This window comes from Citrobacter sp. Cpo015 (genome assembly GCF_030333035.1).
GTDB lineage: Bacteria > Pseudomonadota > Gammaproteobacteria > Enterobacterales > Enterobacteriaceae > Citrobacter > Citrobacter portucalensis.
This window is the reverse complement of sequence record NZ_JAOWGS010000037.1, coordinates 461,497-476,649: the sequence shown is the minus strand read 5'-3', so window position 1 is coordinate 476,649 and position 15,153 is coordinate 461,497. Positions and strand designations below refer to the sequence as shown.

The window sequence follows — 15,153 nt, the reverse complement described above, 5'->3', positions numbered from 1 at the left end:
TCCCGGACAATAGCTTTTTAACTCAAGTTTAACAATGTCATGAAACACCCGCTTGAATCACTGATGACTGTCGCAGGGATCCTGCTACTGGCTTTTTTGTCTTGCCTGCTGCTACCCGCCCCCTCACTTGGCCTGGTGCTGGCGCAAAAACTCGTCGCCATTTTTCATCTGATGGATCTCAATCAGTTTTATACTTTGCTGTTTTGCCTGTGGTTTTTACTGCTGGGCGTGATTGAATATTTGGTGCTGCGCTTCATCTGGCGGCGCTGGTTCTCGCTGGCGGATTAGGCCCGCGAGAACCCTCTGCTGTTAATGCGTTCGGCTATGATTTTCTTTGCGATAAGCTCCCGGCGGCTGGCTGAACGTACGGGTGAAAATACGCGTAAAGGTCTGCTGCGAATCGAATCCGTATTTCAAACAGATGTCGTACACTTTCTGGTCGGTATCGCGTAGATCGCGCGCCGCCAACAGCAGCTTGCGCTCGCGGATGTAACGCCCAAGACTTTCGCCTTTGTACTGCATAAAAAGACGCTGCAGGTGCCATTTGGAATATCCCGCATGGCGTGCAATATCATCAATGCGCAATGGTTGATTCAAATTATCATCAATCCATTCAACAATCGTATCAATTACCTGAGCAGAAATCGTCATCATGCTCTCCCCTGTATTCATTGAGTCACCTGTTGCCACCAGGCCGTAAACGGTTGGTCCGGTTCGGACAGTATTACCGGTTCACCCTGCATTGGCGTCAGCAGTCGGTAATCCTGATGACGGCTGGCAAGCGCCAGTCGTTTGTAAGGATCATCCCAGGTATGTTTTGCCAGAACGAAACGGCCGGCATGCCCTGGCAACACGGCTTTCGCATGCAGATCTGCCGCGGCCTGAGCCGTCTCTTCCGGCATCATGTGAATAAACTTCCAGTCCTGGTCATACTGACCGTTCTCCATAATCGCCAAATCGACAGAGCCAAACTGCTCGCCGATGGCTTTAAAATGCGGTCCATAGCCGGAATCGCCGCTGTAATAAACGTTCTGCTCCGGCGTTTCGAACATGAAGCTCGCCCATAGCGTTTGGTTGCGTTTGATACCGCGCCCCGAGAAATGACGGGCGGGCAGCACATGAACGATCAGCGAATCCGTCACTCTGACGGACTGATTCCAGTCCCGTTCTTCGATTATCTCGCTGCGCATCCCCCAGTAACGCAGATGCGACCCGACGCCAAGCGGCGTAATCACCCGCTTAATTTTCGGCATTAGCGCCTTGATAGTGGCGAGATCCAGATGGTCATAGTGATCGTGCGAGATGATGAGCAGGTCTATCTCCGGCATCGTCTGTGCGGTCCACGGATAATCACCGGCAAAGGCCTTGTTCAGGAACGAGAACGGTGCGGCATAATTGCTGAAAACCGGATCAATCAGGATACGTTGACCCGCCAGCTGTAAATACCACGAAGAATGGCCCAGCCAGACCAGGGTATCCTGCTGCGGCGAAAGCCCGGCGAGATCGGTCGCGACCATAGGTAACGGTTGTGCTGGTCGTGCATTTTCACGCTTAGCGACCAGAAACTCCCACCAGGCCGCCAGCATGCCTTTGTTGCCGGTATAGCCCGGTGTCGGCACCTGGTTATGAAACTGTCCATCACGATAGTGCGGTGACTGTTCAACCTGACTCAGTTGTGCCCCTTGCGGCGCCTGACCAAACCCGGCATTGAGTACAAACGGTAAACTTGCAGCTGCAGCAATAAGCATAATAACAACCACACAAACTGTGAGACGCTTCATATCCTGACCTTAAACGCGCCCCCTTTCCGCTGGTTTGCGCGACTGACTCTTGATTATGAGTGAGTAAGCACTCATTATAGAAATCGAAAGTTCTCCGTCAAGATGATTTTCAATCTTTGACATTCGCCGTTGCGGCGCAGCAAACGCCGTGATTCAATCATGTTTTTTACAGACTTAAGGGTAAAGTGTAGTGGCTCGTCCGAAGAGTGAAGACAAAAAACTGGCATTACTGGAAGCTGCAACCACAGCATTTGCACAATCAGGTGTTGCGGCTTCGACCGCCGTGATAGCCCGTAATGCAGGGGTTGCGGAGGGAACGTTGTTTCGCTATTTCGCGACCAAAGATGATTTGATCAACGAGCTTTACCTCTTTTTGAAGCAAGACCTTTGTCAGTCGATGATGGCAAACCTGGATCGTTCAGTGACCGATGCCAAAACCATGACTCACTACATCTGGAACAGCTACATTAGCTGGGGCCTGAACCACACCTGCGGGCATCGCACGATTCGTCAGTTGGCCGTCAGCGAGAAAATAAGCAAGGAAACCGAACAACAGGCTGACGATATGTTCCCGGAACTGCGCGATCTTTGTCATCGTTCCGTACGACCCGAGTTTATGTCTGACGAATATCGCGCCTTTGGCGACGGGCTATTCCTTTCTCTGGCAGAAACCACCATGGAGTTCGCCGCCCGCGACGCTGCCCGCGCAAATGAATATATTTCGATGGGGTTTGAAGCCATGTGGCGCGCCCTGACCCGCGAGGAACAATAATGGACGGCCAGACCCTTCCTGCCTGTGCGAAACGCCTTGCGCTCGAACTACCTTTTACCGAACACTGCTGGCCTTTCGGCCCGGAATACGATGTCTTCAAGGTTGGCGGTAAAATTTTTATGCTGGTCACGGAGCTTCGCGGACGGCCGCTTATTAACCTGAAATCCGATCCGCAAAAATCACTGTTAAACCAGCAGATCTACCCCAGCATTGAACCCGGCTATCACATGAATAAAAAGCACTGGATCTCAGTCTATCCTGGTGACGATATTACCGAGTCATTACTGGCAGAGCTGGTGAATGATTCCTGGCACCGCGTCGTCGATGGCTTGCCGAAGCGGGATCAAAAACGCCTGCGTCCAGGTTGATTTATCGCTAACCCCGATAAGTGTTTTTGCATTTTCCTGTCTTATCTTTTTCCTGCTAACCCTGTACCCTGCTGAAACAAAACGCACCCGCAGGGTATGGAAAATCACCAGGAGTAGTTATGGATATTGTTTCTGTCGCCTTAAAACGTTACTCCACTAAGGCATTCGATCCGAATAAAAAACTGACCGCTGAGCAGGCCGAAAAATTAAAAACGCTGCTGCAGTTTAGCCCGTCCAGCACCAACTCTCAGCCATGGCACTTTATCGTCGCCAGCACTGACGAAGGTAAGGCGCGTGTGGCTAAATCCGCAGCCGGCGGCTTTGTATTCAACGAACGTAAAATGCTGGATGCTTCCCACGTTGTGGTGTTCTGCGCCAAAACGGCGATGGATGATGCATGGCTGGAACGCGTGGTGGATCAAGAAGAAAGCGATGGTCGTTTCGCCACGCCTGAAGCGAAAGCCGCAAACCACAAAGGCCGCACCTTCTTTGCCGACATGCATCGCAAAGAACTGAAAGATGACAACCACTGGATGGCAAAACAGGTGTACCTGAACGTCGGTAACTTCCTGCTGGGCGTTGCGGCGATGGGCCTGGATGCTGTGCCGATCGAAGGCTTTGATTCAGCTGTCATGGATGCAGAATTTGGCCTGAAAGAAAAAGGTTTCACCAGCGTAGTGGTGGTTCCTGTGGGTCATCACAGCGTAGAAGATTTCAACGCCGCGCTGCCGAAATCTCGTCTGCCGCTGGAAACGACGCTGACGGAAGTCTAATCCTCCGCATTTGCATAAGCTCCGCGCAGCGGTCATCATAGACCGCTGTTTATTAAGGAGACGTTATGCAGGAATTGATATCTCAGGTAGAAGAACTCGGCATTGAAATAAATCACACCACCTCATTGGTGATGATTTTTGGCATTATTTTTATCACCGCCATTATTGTTCACGTTATTTTGCACTGGGTGGTATTACGCGCATTTGAAAAGCGCGCCAGCGCCAGCTCCCGCCTGTGGCTACAAATCATCACGCAGAACAAGTTATTTCACCGGCTGGCATTCACCCTGCAGGGTATCATTGTCAATATACAGGCCGCACTCTGGCTACAGAAAGGCAGCGAAGCAGCAGAAATATTAGTGACCTGCGCACAGTTGTGGATCATGATGTACGCCCTGCTGTCCCTGTTTTCCCTGCTGGACGTTATTCTCAATCTGTCGCAAAAACTCCCTGCCGCATCGCAATTACCGCTAAAAGGCATATTCCAGGGCATCAAACTCATCAGCGCAATTCTCGTCGGAATATTGATGATTTCCCTGCTGATTGGTCAGTCACCGGCAATACTGATAAGCGGTCTGGGCGCCATGGCCGCCGTGTTAATGCTGGTGTTTAAAGATCCAATCCTCGGACTGGTTGCCGGAATACAACTTTCAGCCAACGATATGTTGAAGTTGGGTGACTGGCTGGAAATGCCGAAATATGGTGCAGATGGCGCGGTTATCGATATTGGCTTAACCACCGTGAAAGTGCGCAACTGGGATAACACCATCACCACTATCCCAACCTGGTCACTGGTCTCAGACTCTTTTAAAAACTGGAGTGGAATGTCGGCTTCCGGTGGGCGGAGAATAAAACGCAGCATCAGCATCGATGCCACCAGCATCCATTTTCTTGATGAGGATGAGCGCCAGCGTCTGCATAAAGCCCACCTGCTGAAACCGTATTTAACCGCACGTCACCAGGAAATTGACGAGTGGAATCAGCAGTTAGATGCGCCTGAATCGGTGTTGAATCACCGCCGGATGACCAATATTGGCACCTTCCGCGCTTATCTGAACGAGTATTTGCGTCATCATCCGCGTATTCGCAAAGATATGACGTTAATGGTGCGCCAGCTTGCGCCGGACGATCATGGTTTACCGATCGAAATTTATGCCTTTACCAATACGGTGGTCTGGCTGGAATATGAAAGTATTCAGGCTGATATCTTCGACCATATATTTGCCGTAGTCGAAGAGTTTGGCTTGCGCATTCATCAGTCGCCTACCGGAAACGATATTCGTGCGCTGTCTGGCGCGTTTCAGCGATAAAGCTCAGGTACTGGCGCGTGAAATATAGCGCCAGTCCATCATCACCCTTTCCGTCTGCGCGTCAGGATTTTCTATTTTATTCAGCAATAATCCTACCGCTTTGCGGCCTATATCCCGTGAGGGCTGCTCAATGGTCGAAAGCTGTGGAGAAACCATTTCTGCCAGTTCCGTACCGTCGAAACCAACAACGGCGATATCCTGCGGGATCTGTAATCCGGCATCGAAAATAGCGCGCATCGCACCAGCGGCTAGCGTGTCCGATACGGCAAACACCGCGTCGGGTTTCACCTCTGCGGCAAGTAGTGTTTTCATCGCCGCAATTCCTGCACTGGAACTTAATTCACTGGCATATTCCACAGCCTGATATTCAAGCGACAGCGCATGCAGCGCCGCTTTATAGCCGCGTTCGCGCAAACGAGCATATTTATAACTCAGGTCATGATTGATTAAGGCAATTCGTCGGTAGCCCTTATCCACCAGGTGAGATATTACCGACTGTGCGGCGTCAACATCGTTAATCCCCACGCAGGAAACCGCGCCTTTGTCAGCATATTCCGCGCACTGAACCCAGGGCGCATCGCCAATCAGCGTAGTCAGTTCCGGTAATTTGGAGAATGCATCCATGGTGATAATGCCATCGACGATTTTCCCCGACAGGAGCTTCAACGCCGATTTTGAGCGGGCTGTATCTGAGCCGGAATTACACAGTAAAATGCGATAGCCATTCTTCTCCGCCTCCTCTTCAATGCCTTTAACAACTTCTGCACAAAAAGGATTGGCGATGTTGGAAACCATCACCAGAATCATCGAACTACGTGCCGTACGCAGCTGACGCGCCAGCAGGTTGGGCTGATAATTGCTTTCTTTAATAGCCTGTAGCACGCGCTCACGATTTTTGGCTTTGACGGTATCACTGTGATTCAGCACACGCGATACCGTCGCCACCGACACACCGGCAAGCTGGGCGATTTTTTGAATAGACATAACGACGACACATCCTGCGGTTTACGCTTTGCGTTGAGGCTACCATAAAATCGCCGACTGGCGAACCGGATGCGTGTTTAGCGCTGTACTGATATCCAACGCTGCTGCTGATGGCTTTTTATAATTGCATCAATAATATACATCACATCCGCACCGTCAGAAAAAGACGCAAATCGACGCTCCGCCGTCGCGGGCATTTTGCCTGCCAACACCGCCTGATAAAACTGCTGCATCATATTCTTGAACGCATCCGGCCAGCCCTCAATATGCCCGCCCGGAAAGTGCGCACTGGCAGCAACATCCGCATTCATCAATCCTGGGTCGTCCGTCAGGATCTGGTTCGCCTGCTGACGGTGCCCGACCCAAAGCTGTTGCGGCGTTTCCTGATCCCAGTGCAGTGAACAGTGGCTACCGTTAATTTCAAAGCTCAGGTGATTCTTGCGCCCGGCACTCACCTGCGAAACGCTAAAGCAGCCTTTGCTGCCATCATCAAAACGTACCAGCACCGACCCACGATCTTCCGTCGTAACCGCTTTATCCTCAAATTGCACATCAGCCGTTTGCTGGCCAAACGTAGCGTTACTGGCAATGCTGGCTTTACGTACCGGCCAGACGATAGCCAAATCGGCCATCACCTCGACAATACGTTTTCCAGTCACGAATTGCACCGTATCGCACCAGTGCGAACCGATATCCGCTACCGCCCGTGAATCGCCGCCCTGTGCGGCATCGACCCGCCAGTTGTAGTCAGTCTCCAGCAGCATCCAGTCCTGCAGATAGCTCCCCTGTACGGCAAACAGACTACCCACACTGCCGCTTCTGACCATACTGGCCGCCTGCTGCACCATTGCAAACTGGCGATAGACAAAGCTCACGCCGTGCACCACTCCAGCCTGCTGCGCCAGCGTTTCCAGTTCACGAGCCTCATCCGGCGTCATACACAGCGGCTTTTCTGAAAACACGTGCATACCCGCGCGTAAAATCTGCCGATTGATATCGGCATGCAGATGATTCGGTGTACAGTTATGCACTACCTGTAGTCCGGGATGCGCCAGCAGCGCTTCAACGCTACCGTACGCATGAGGAATATGAAGAGCATCTGCGCGTTCCTGGGCAACCGCCAGCGAGCTATCACAGAGCGCCACCACGTTCACACCGCCGAGTCGACGCAACGCCTCAATATGTGCAGGCCCAATAAATCCGCTGCCAATAATGCCAACCTGTATCATTTGCGTACCTCATCGCCAGCGGCGAAATCATCAAATGCACGTGCAGAAACCGGAATAACATGGCGGCGTATAAAATCACTCCCCTCACGCGCCCCGGTTTGCGCGTCTTTCAGGCAACACTCCCATTCCAGCACCGCCCAGCCAGGGAAATCATATTGTGTGAGCTTGCTGAAGATCGTTTTGAAATCGACCTGCCCGTCCCCCAAAGAACGGAAGCGCCCGGCGCGATCGAGCCACGGCTGATAACCGCCATAGACACCGCTGCGGCTACTGGCATGGTACTCAGCGTCCTTGACGTGGAACGCTTTAATACGCGAGTGATAGACATCGATAAACCCAAGATAATCCATCTGTTGCAATAACAGATGGCTTGGGTCATAGAGAATGTTGCAGCGAGGATGATTATCAACCAGCGCAAGAAAACGCTCGAACGTCACGCCATCGTGCAGATCTTCGCCGGGATGGATCTCAAAGCAAACATCCACCCCATGGAGATCAAAGCGATCGAGTATCGGTCTCCAGCGGCGCGCCAGCTCCAGAAAAGCCTCTTCAAAGCGCTGACGATTATGCGGTGGCCACGGATAAAAGAAAGGCCAGGCGAGCGAACCTGAAAACGTGGCATGTGCCGTCAGCCCCAGTCTTTGCGAAGCCGCAGCGGCCTGGTGTAAGGTTTCGATGGCCCACGCCTGTCTGGCCTGCGGATTAGCGCGTACAGACGGCGGAGCAAATCCGTCAAAAGCGTCATCGTAAGCCGGATGGACGGCAACCAGTTGACCTTCAAGATGGGTAGATAATTCGCTAATCACTAACCCATATCCGGCCAGCATCCCGCGAATATCATCACAATAGGCCTGACTTACAGCAGCTTGTTCGACATCAAACAGCGACTTGTGATTACACGGGATTTGTAATGCCTTATAGCCCAACTCCGCCGCCCATTTTGCCACGCCTTCCAGGGTGTTAAATGGCGGGCGATCCCCGATAAATTGCGCCAGAAAAATGCCAGGCCCCTTGATGGTTTTCATAACCCCTCCTGAAAATTACGCCTGCTCTTTGTCGTCATACTTGAAAGAGAAAAGGAAAATCACGGCAATCACTGCGGCAGCGACTGCCGGGATCCACCAGAATGTGGTCCACGCCTGAGGCACGGTTTGCCCCGCCACCAGCCGGTTGTAAAGTGCGCCTGAAATTTGCGAGCCCAGCAGCATACCGATCCCATAGGTAAACATGACGATCATGCTTTGCGCCTGACCTTTTACTTTTTCCCCGGCGATACGATCGGTGTAAATAAAGCCGACCACGAAGAAGAAGTCGTAGCACACGCCGTGCAGCAGAATACCGAGATACAGCAGGAATCGGCCCTCTTCGCTGATGCCGAGGGCAAAGAAGGCATAACGCACGAACCAGGCGCACATCCCGATTAACAGCATGTATTTCACGCCCAAACGTCTGAACAGGAACGGGATCACCAGCATGAAGAATATTTCAGACATCTGACCAAACGACATCGCCGTACTGACGTCGCCGACGCCCGCATCAGCAAGAAACGACGCGGTATACGCGTAATAGGTTCCCAACGGTACAGAGATAAGCGTCGCGCAGAGCGAGAAGACAAAAAAGTGACGGACCTTGAGTAAAGCAAAAGCATCCGCACAAAACAGATCGCGAACTTTTACCGGCAGTCCTTTCGCCGGTGCTGGCGTGTTGGGCAGCGTCAGGCTGTAGAGCGCCAGAATCACAGAGATAATCGCCGCCAGCGTAAAGATGCCGGTGGTGTCCGAAATTCCGGTTACACCGATAATGATCCCCGCGACAATCCAGCCAATGGTGCCAAACACCCGCACCATCGGGAAGGTTTTGTCCTTATCCGACAGGCTATGAAAAGCAATATTGTTGGTAAGCGCCAGCGTTGGCATGTAGCACAACGTGTAGCCAAACAGCAGACCAATCAACAGTGCACCGTTTTGCGCCACCAATGCCTGCGGAACAAACCACAGGATTGCCGCGCCAGCAAGGTGCATCACCGCCATCACCTTTTGCGAGGCAAAAAAGCGGTCTACCAGCATCCCTAAGACGAATGGCGACAGAATAGAGGCAATGGGCCCGGCTGAAAACGCATCGCCAATCAACAGCGACATGTTGTGCTGGCTCATCACCAGCCCCAGCGTGACGGACCAACTTCCCCAGATAAAGAACTGTAAGAACATCATTAGCGACAGCCGGGGCACCAGCAGCCGGTACTGTATGCTCTGTTTTCCACTACTTTCGGTTGTTGACACCATTTTTTGCCCCACCCTTAAAAAGTAATCGATTACAAATTAGATTCAATAGAAAAGTAATCGATTACAAAATAAAGATCCTGTCAGCAGCAGCAAAATTGCGAGAACGGTCACGATAAACGTTGAGTGAGGATCCGATCCCATCCTGACGATGGGATCGGTAATAACAAGATCGGTAGAAACTTAGCGGGACTTACGACGCAGCAGTTTGAAGGCAACAAACAGGAACAGGATCCACACCGGTAGCAGGATAGCTGACAGGCGCATCTCATCCATCGTACACATCAGCACCAGAATCATGCCAAGGAAAGCAATACACAGGTAGTTCCCTGCCGGATACAGCAGCGCTTTAAACTGCGTGTCACGTCCCTTACGACGCATCGCCGCCCGGAATCGCAGATGTGCCAGGCAGATCATAATCCAGTTCAGCAGCAGCGTCGCCACCACCAGCGCCATCAGCAGGCTAAAGGCCTTTTGCGGCAGCACATAGTTGATGAGTACCACCAGCGACGTAATAGCACCGGAAAGGATCAGTGAGTTCACCGGTACGCCGCGACGGCTGACGCGGGTTAAGAACTTCGGCGCGTTACCCTGAACCGAAAGACCAAACAGCATGCGGCTGTTAGAGTAGACGCCACTGTTATACACCGACAGCGAAGCCACCAGGATGACAAAGTTCAGCGCAGAAGCCACTACGTTGCTGTCGAGATTATGGAAAATCATTACGAACGGGCTGCTGTTGGATTTCACTTCCACCCACGGGTACAGCGCCAACAGCACCACCAGAGAACCGATGTAAAACAGCAGAATACGGTACACCACCTGGTTTACCGCCTTTGGAATGCTTTTCTGTGGATCCTGCGCTTCCGCGGCAGTAATCCCGATAAGCTCCAGCCCGCCAAAGGAGAACATAATCACTGCCAGCGACAGAATTAATCCGTTCCAGCCGGTAGCAAAAAAGCCGTTGTAACGCCACAGGTTATCGATGCTTGCATGTTCCCCGCCGTTACCGGAAAACAGCATCCACACGCCAAAACCAATCATGCCGATAATGGCCAGTACTTTAATCAGCGCAAACCAGAATTCCGTTTCGCCATACAGACGTACGTTGACCAGATTGACGGCGTTGATGATCACGAAGAATGCCGCGGCCCAAATCCAGGTTGGAACATCGGGCAACCAGTACTGCATGTAGATCCCTGCCGCTGTCAGTTCTGCCATGCCGACCAGCACAAACATCACCCAGTAGTTCCAGCCGGACAGAAAACCCGCGAACGGTCCCCAGTATTTATAGGCAAAATGGGCAAACGATCCGGAAACGGGTTCTTCGACCACCATTTCGCCCAGTTGACGCATAATCAAAAAAGCGATGATCCCGGCAACGCCGTAACCCAGTAACACCGCAGGTCCCGCCATCCGAATAGCCGGGCCAATGCCCAAAAACAGGCCGGTACCAATTGCGCCGCCCAGCGCAATTAACTGAATATGGCGGTTTTGCAACCCTCGTTGAAGCGTCGGCTCGTTCGTCGACGCGGCATCAGACACGCTGGTGTCAGATGCAGTTGACGCGTTTTTCACGCCCTTCCCCTGTGTGGTTTTTATTGAAGGGGCTTCTTTTAACATTTCAACCTGGTTGTCGCAAGGCGCAATCGATTGGATACGCCGGGCTTCCTTGCCCAACGCACCGAGGCTCGGGAGAAAAACAATAGAAAGAAGGCGAGTTGTTATTGTTTATTCAGGTCAATACGTACCACGTTATCTGGCGCAGATGTAGAGTGGTCTTTATTAAATTTCTGTTTCACGGTGACAAACAGGGTTTGCCCATCCGCCGAGAGCAGCAAGCTGTTAGGGTTTGGTGGTAAATCCCAGCTTTTCTTCACGCTGTAATCGGTCGCATTCAGGCTGAGCAATTTCCCTGAATCACGCTGGGTAATATAGATTTCGTTGCGTTTTGCGTTAAATTTCACCGCCAGCGAATCACCCACATCCAATTTTTTCAGCAGCTTACCGGTATGGATATCCAGCACCAGGGTAGTCTTCGCTTTCGAGTTGTCGGTGACAAACAGGCGACCCGTTTGTGCGTCCTCCGCCATATTCAGCAACAGCGCAGGTTGTTCTCCCAGCGGTTGCCAGCGTTTTTCTACGCGCTGATTACGCGGGTTGATAACAAGAATTTCACCGCCGCCGTTAGCTGCATAAATTCGCTGCGTCACTTCTGAATAATGCAGTCCGGTCATCCATTTACCCGTATTTTTAATGCGGGTTTTTAGCTTCAGGGTTTCAGCGTCAACCACCCAAATCACCGCTGGATCCGCCACGGCACCAATATAGAGCAAACCGTTATGCAGCAGCACCTGGCGCGCACCATACGGGAAACCTTCTGGGTTACGTTCCGGGAACAGTACGCGATTTTTCACTTTGCCGTCAGCGGTATTCAGCGCGCTCAGGCCACCATCCAGTGAGTTGGTGACATACACTGTTTTACCGTCCGGCGAGATAGCCATACCAAAGTTTTTCATATCGGTATGACTCAAGCCGAGCGTTTTAAGCGTTTTTTGATCCAGCTTGTAAACCACGCCGCCCTGCACATCTTTAAATCCTTCGGCGCTGGCAACGTACAACGCATCCCCTGCCGGGCTAAGCGCCATTTCATATAACCCATCCGCCAGCGCGCGTTGTTGCACATCACTGACGGCAGGTTGCGCTGTTTTTTCCGTAACGCTGGCGTTGCTGGCTGGCGTGGTATGCGCCGCACAACCGCTTAACGCCGCAGCAATCAGCAATGCCAGCGCGGATGTTGTTTTTTTCATTGTCGGGATCCTTACCAGAAGTAATACAGGGAGTTAATAACAAAAGAGAATGAGAACTATACGCATTATCTTTACTGAATCAAGAATAATTACCCGAGAGTAAAAAACATGAAACAGAGGTTTGAAGATGCAGACAGGTGCGCGCGACTTCCGGTTTTTCATAATTACAGTGAATTATTCTGGACGAAAAGGCATCGCAGGCCACAGAATGCGCTTTACTGTTTTTCTAACATTTTCAAACGGGTGAACCTGTTGTACTTCAGCCACTCGTTTTTTAGCCAGGCCAGGCAATGACTGTCATGAATAAGATCATCAAACGACTGGAAATCGTCAAAAGCGCTATTGAACTGGAAGATGAGGAGATTATTTTCCAGCAGGTGGCGCATCTTAAAAATGAGCCTTTGTCAGTCGTACCTGGCACCATTGTGCAGGCGATCGAAGAACGACGCTTTGGTGATGCCCTGCGGGAAATCTCAGCCTGGCTGCAATCTCAACGGGCAGTCTCTACGTGGCAGGACCCCGCCATTGCCGCCAGTAAGCTGGAACTCAAAGCACTCGAAACACAGTTGCGTGACCTGATCGATAAGCGTAACACGCGCATTCAAATCCTCGATGATTTCAACGATCTGTATCACCTTCGTCTTGGACCGCTGATGAGCCGCATTCTCGAACTGCGTAAACAGCTCGCCGCCAGTGCCCAGCGCAAACAGGAAGCGGAGCGAAAACGCCGGGAAAAAGACTATCAATCCTGTCAGCACTATATTTCCCAGGCTGTTGATCAACTAGCCAGGCTCAAGCAGCACTGGATGAACCAGAATTCAGATTCGCGCGAATCGGTGGAAACACGCCAACGTATTCAGCAGCAAACTGAACTGATTACCGCCCTGCTGGCGGAGATTCGTGAGCTGGAAAACGACTTTTCTCGCCAGGATGACAGCGCAACCCGTCAGGCACAGGAAGAGGCCAGCCATGAATATGATGAATATCAGGAGCAGCAGCAGGATGCACAGCATCGTTTTAGCCGTGACCAGCGGCTTTCCTCTGATGAACGTAATGAGTTAAAACGCCTGTGGCGTCAGGCAAGCCGTCTTTGCCACCCGGACGTGGTAGCCGATGATCTGAAAGAGAAAGCGCATCAGATGATGGTGCAGCTTAACCAGGCGCGCCAAAATGCCGATCTTGCCACCGTCCGGGCGCTACTGACTCAATTGCAAAGCGGCCTCGAACCGATGATGGCCAGTGACCGATTGAACGATTTGCAGCATTTACGCAGCAAAATACAGCAGCTCAGAGAACAAATTAACGCGCTGCTCAAAGAGATTACCGAACTGGAAGCCGAAAACGCCTGGCGGCTTGCCACCTCCGTGACAGATAAAGAAGCCTACTTCTCCGATCAACAACGGGCGCTTACGGAAATCCGCAATACACTGGAACAGCAGGTACATCAGGTTGAACAGGAACTGTTGGCGGGCTAAGCCCTATCAGCAATAGCAATCAGAAAAAATAACCTCTTCAAGTGAGTTTTTAAAATTAAGCACAAAAAGCTAAAAATAGGATAATTCCCTAAAAACATCACAACGCTAAGAATTATCAACCTGGATACTCGAGTTTCAGGTCGATAACTGCAAATTTAGCGATATTTCTCTCTTCCCCTCGACGCCCCTTCTCTTTGTCCTGGTCTTGATTAAGAATTCTCCTACACACCAGTAAGCCCATTAAGAAAAACGGGTATCCATCTGAAATATAATGTTTTCCATATAAATTCCCTCCAAAACAGATAGGAATACCCTGTCTTTATAGAAACCACTCAATCATTATTCATGCGATTCATAAGCGAAATCTATCAATCATTTACGCAGAGCTGAAATAAACGATTTATCTTAAATTTTAACAAAGTGTAATATCTACTTTAAGAATAGTTAATGATTCTAATAAATACAGAGAATATCTGTTTAATCTGGAATTAATAAGGATACGTTCACAGCACAGAACGTAATACGAGATTTAATTAACATTTCACGCGTCGCAAGAAACTCTTTTTTAACCTACAAAAAGAGGCGGCTGCTTGCACCAAAATTTCAAGGAGATCGTTATGTCAAAGGCTATTTTTTTGGGTGACTCAATTTACCCTTGGCTAGGCATGCGAGAAATCCTACGTGGCTCATCATTATATATTGATATCGCGTATTACTCCTCCCAGACGCTCTCTGCTGTCAAAATGCTTCCCTATGAAACGGATTGCATCATCATTAATCCTGACAAATCAGATTTTTTAAAATATGCCAGGATTATCCGCAACATGGCTTTACGACCTGTCACCAAAATTATTGTTTTGGCAGATGAAGCTACTTTTACTCTTTTTCAAACCGTTTGTGGGAAGAACATGCTGTTTCTTGATCAAGATGCCAGTCTTGATCGGCTACACCATGCCGTTACACGTATCACAAAAAACAATAACCAACAAAATATCAAAGCATTACACAACAAGATCACAGCAAACGAATTCAACGTAATGATGATGCTTGCCCGAGGATGGTCACTGACACAAATCGCCGGGGCATCACAAAAAAGTGAAAAAACCATCGGGGCGTACAAAAGCAATATTGCCAGAAAACTCGGCAAAAATAACACCCGGCTCAAGTACACCATTTCCCACTATAGCCAGCCGTAACTGACTTATTTAAGGACAATTATCACGGTTATTATTTAAAAAGTTTTCTTTCGATTCGCTTTTTAATTCCGCATCGCACGGAAGGAAACCCTATTCCCAAAAAACTATTACCGGGTAGCACATCCGCGTGCCAACCATAGCCAACAACTCAATGTATTAACACATGCATAACAGGA

The 15,153-nt window shown here is 50.5% G+C and carries 15 protein-coding genes; 7 read left to right on the top strand and 8 right to left on the bottom strand.

The window, feature by feature from the left end; translation table 11 throughout:
• Positions 1-39 precede the first annotated feature (39 nt).
• The gene (locus tag OGY67_RS17960; RefSeq protein WP_008784044.1) at positions 40-288 is read left to right on the top strand and encodes a DUF1158 domain-containing protein; all 249 of its coding nucleotides are present in this window, start codon (positions 40-42) and stop codon (positions 286-288) included.
• 21 nt (positions 289-309) lie between these two features.
• Here the strand turns inward: OGY67_RS17960 and OGY67_RS17955 are convergent, their stop codons facing one another.
• Both OGY67_RS17955 and OGY67_RS17950 read right to left on the bottom strand, forming a co-directional pair.
• The gene (locus tag OGY67_RS17955; protein ID WP_003021996.1) at positions 310-651 is read right to left on the bottom strand and encodes a RamA family antibiotic efflux transcriptional regulator; all 342 of its coding nucleotides are present in this window, start codon (positions 649-651) and stop codon (positions 310-312) included.
• A gap of 17 nt (positions 652-668) precedes the next feature.
• A complete protein-coding gene (locus OGY67_RS17950) occupies positions 669-1,781 on the bottom strand; it encodes an MBL fold metallo-hydrolase (protein ID WP_286574335.1) in 1,113 nt (370 codons plus the stop codon).
• 190 nt (positions 1,782-1,971) lie between these two features.
• On the opposite strand from OGY67_RS17950, the gene OGY67_RS17945 reads away from it, so the two are divergent.
• The 4 genes from OGY67_RS17945 (at position 1,972) to OGY67_RS17930 (ending at position 5,004) form a co-directional block, all read left to right on the top strand.
• A complete protein-coding gene (locus OGY67_RS17945; protein ID WP_071445801.1) occupies positions 1,972-2,553 on the top strand; it encodes a TetR/AcrR family transcriptional regulator in 582 nt (193 codons plus the stop codon).
• Positions 2,553-2,921 carry an MmcQ/YjbR family DNA-binding protein gene (locus OGY67_RS17940; protein ID WP_286574334.1) on the top strand — a complete coding sequence of 123 codons (369 nt, stop codon included), beginning with the start codon at positions 2,553-2,555 and terminating at the stop codon, positions 2,919-2,921. Before OGY67_RS17945 ends, OGY67_RS17940 begins: the two co-directional genes overlap by 1 nt.
• A 119-nt stretch (positions 2,922-3,040) precedes the next feature.
• Positions 3,041-3,694: an oxygen-insensitive NAD(P)H nitroreductase gene (gene nfsB / locus OGY67_RS17935; RefSeq protein ID WP_003831162.1), complete on the top strand. Its 654-nt coding sequence runs from the start codon at positions 3,041-3,043 to the stop codon at positions 3,692-3,694.
• A gap of 65 nt (positions 3,695-3,759) precedes the next feature.
• Positions 3,760-5,004 carry a mechanosensitive ion channel family protein gene (locus OGY67_RS17930; protein ID WP_057066482.1) on the top strand — a complete coding sequence of 415 codons (1,245 nt, stop codon included), beginning with the start codon at positions 3,760-3,762 and terminating at the stop codon, positions 5,002-5,004.
• Positions 5,005-5,007: 3 nt separating this feature from the next.
• Here OGY67_RS17930 and OGY67_RS17925 read toward each other — a convergent pair whose 3' ends face one another.
• The 6 genes from OGY67_RS17925 to OGY67_RS17900 form a co-directional block, all read right to left on the bottom strand.
• Positions 5,008-5,988, bottom strand: coding sequence for a LacI family DNA-binding transcriptional regulator (locus OGY67_RS17925; protein ID WP_003831159.1), 981 nt, complete (start codon positions 5,986-5,988; stop codon positions 5,008-5,010).
• 77 nt (positions 5,989-6,065) lie between these two features.
• Positions 6,066-7,217 (bottom strand): Gfo/Idh/MocA family protein, encoded by a 1,152-nt coding sequence (locus OGY67_RS17920; RefSeq protein WP_111465954.1) that lies wholly within the window; start codon positions 7,215-7,217, stop codon positions 6,066-6,068.
• On the bottom strand, positions 7,214-8,242 hold the full coding sequence (locus tag OGY67_RS17915) for a sugar phosphate isomerase/epimerase family protein (protein WP_286574333.1): 1,029 nt from the start codon (positions 8,240-8,242) through the stop codon (positions 7,214-7,216). The genes OGY67_RS17920 and OGY67_RS17915 overlap by 4 nt, the downstream gene beginning before the upstream one ends.
• Positions 8,243-8,257: 15 nt before the next feature.
• Entirely contained in the window at positions 8,258-9,499 is a 1,242-nt protein-coding gene (locus tag OGY67_RS17910) for an MFS transporter (RefSeq protein ID WP_286574332.1), read from the bottom strand.
• 180 nt (positions 9,500-9,679) lie between these two features.
• Positions 9,680-11,074, bottom strand: a complete 1,395-nt coding sequence (pheP, locus tag OGY67_RS17905) for a phenylalanine transporter (protein WP_286574331.1) — start codon at positions 11,072-11,074, stop codon at positions 9,680-9,682.
• A gap of 146 nt (positions 11,075-11,220) precedes the next feature.
• Positions 11,221-12,306 carry a YncE family protein gene (locus tag OGY67_RS17900; RefSeq protein ID WP_286574330.1) on the bottom strand — a complete coding sequence of 362 codons (1,086 nt, stop codon included), beginning with the start codon at positions 12,304-12,306 and terminating at the stop codon, positions 11,221-11,223.
• A 299-nt stretch (positions 12,307-12,605) separates the two neighbouring features.
• On the opposite strand from OGY67_RS17900, the gene OGY67_RS17895 reads away from it, so the two are divergent.
• Both OGY67_RS17895 and OGY67_RS17890 read left to right on the top strand, forming a co-directional pair.
• Positions 12,606-13,781, top strand: a complete 1,176-nt coding sequence (locus OGY67_RS17895; protein WP_008784034.1) for a coiled-coil domain-containing protein — start codon at positions 12,606-12,608, stop codon at positions 13,779-13,781.
• Positions 13,782-14,398: 617 nt separating this feature from the next.
• Positions 14,399-14,977: a helix-turn-helix transcriptional regulator gene (locus OGY67_RS17890; RefSeq protein WP_008784033.1), complete on the top strand. Its 579-nt coding sequence runs from the start codon at positions 14,399-14,401 to the stop codon at positions 14,975-14,977.
• Positions 14,978-15,153: the final 176 nt, after the last annotated feature.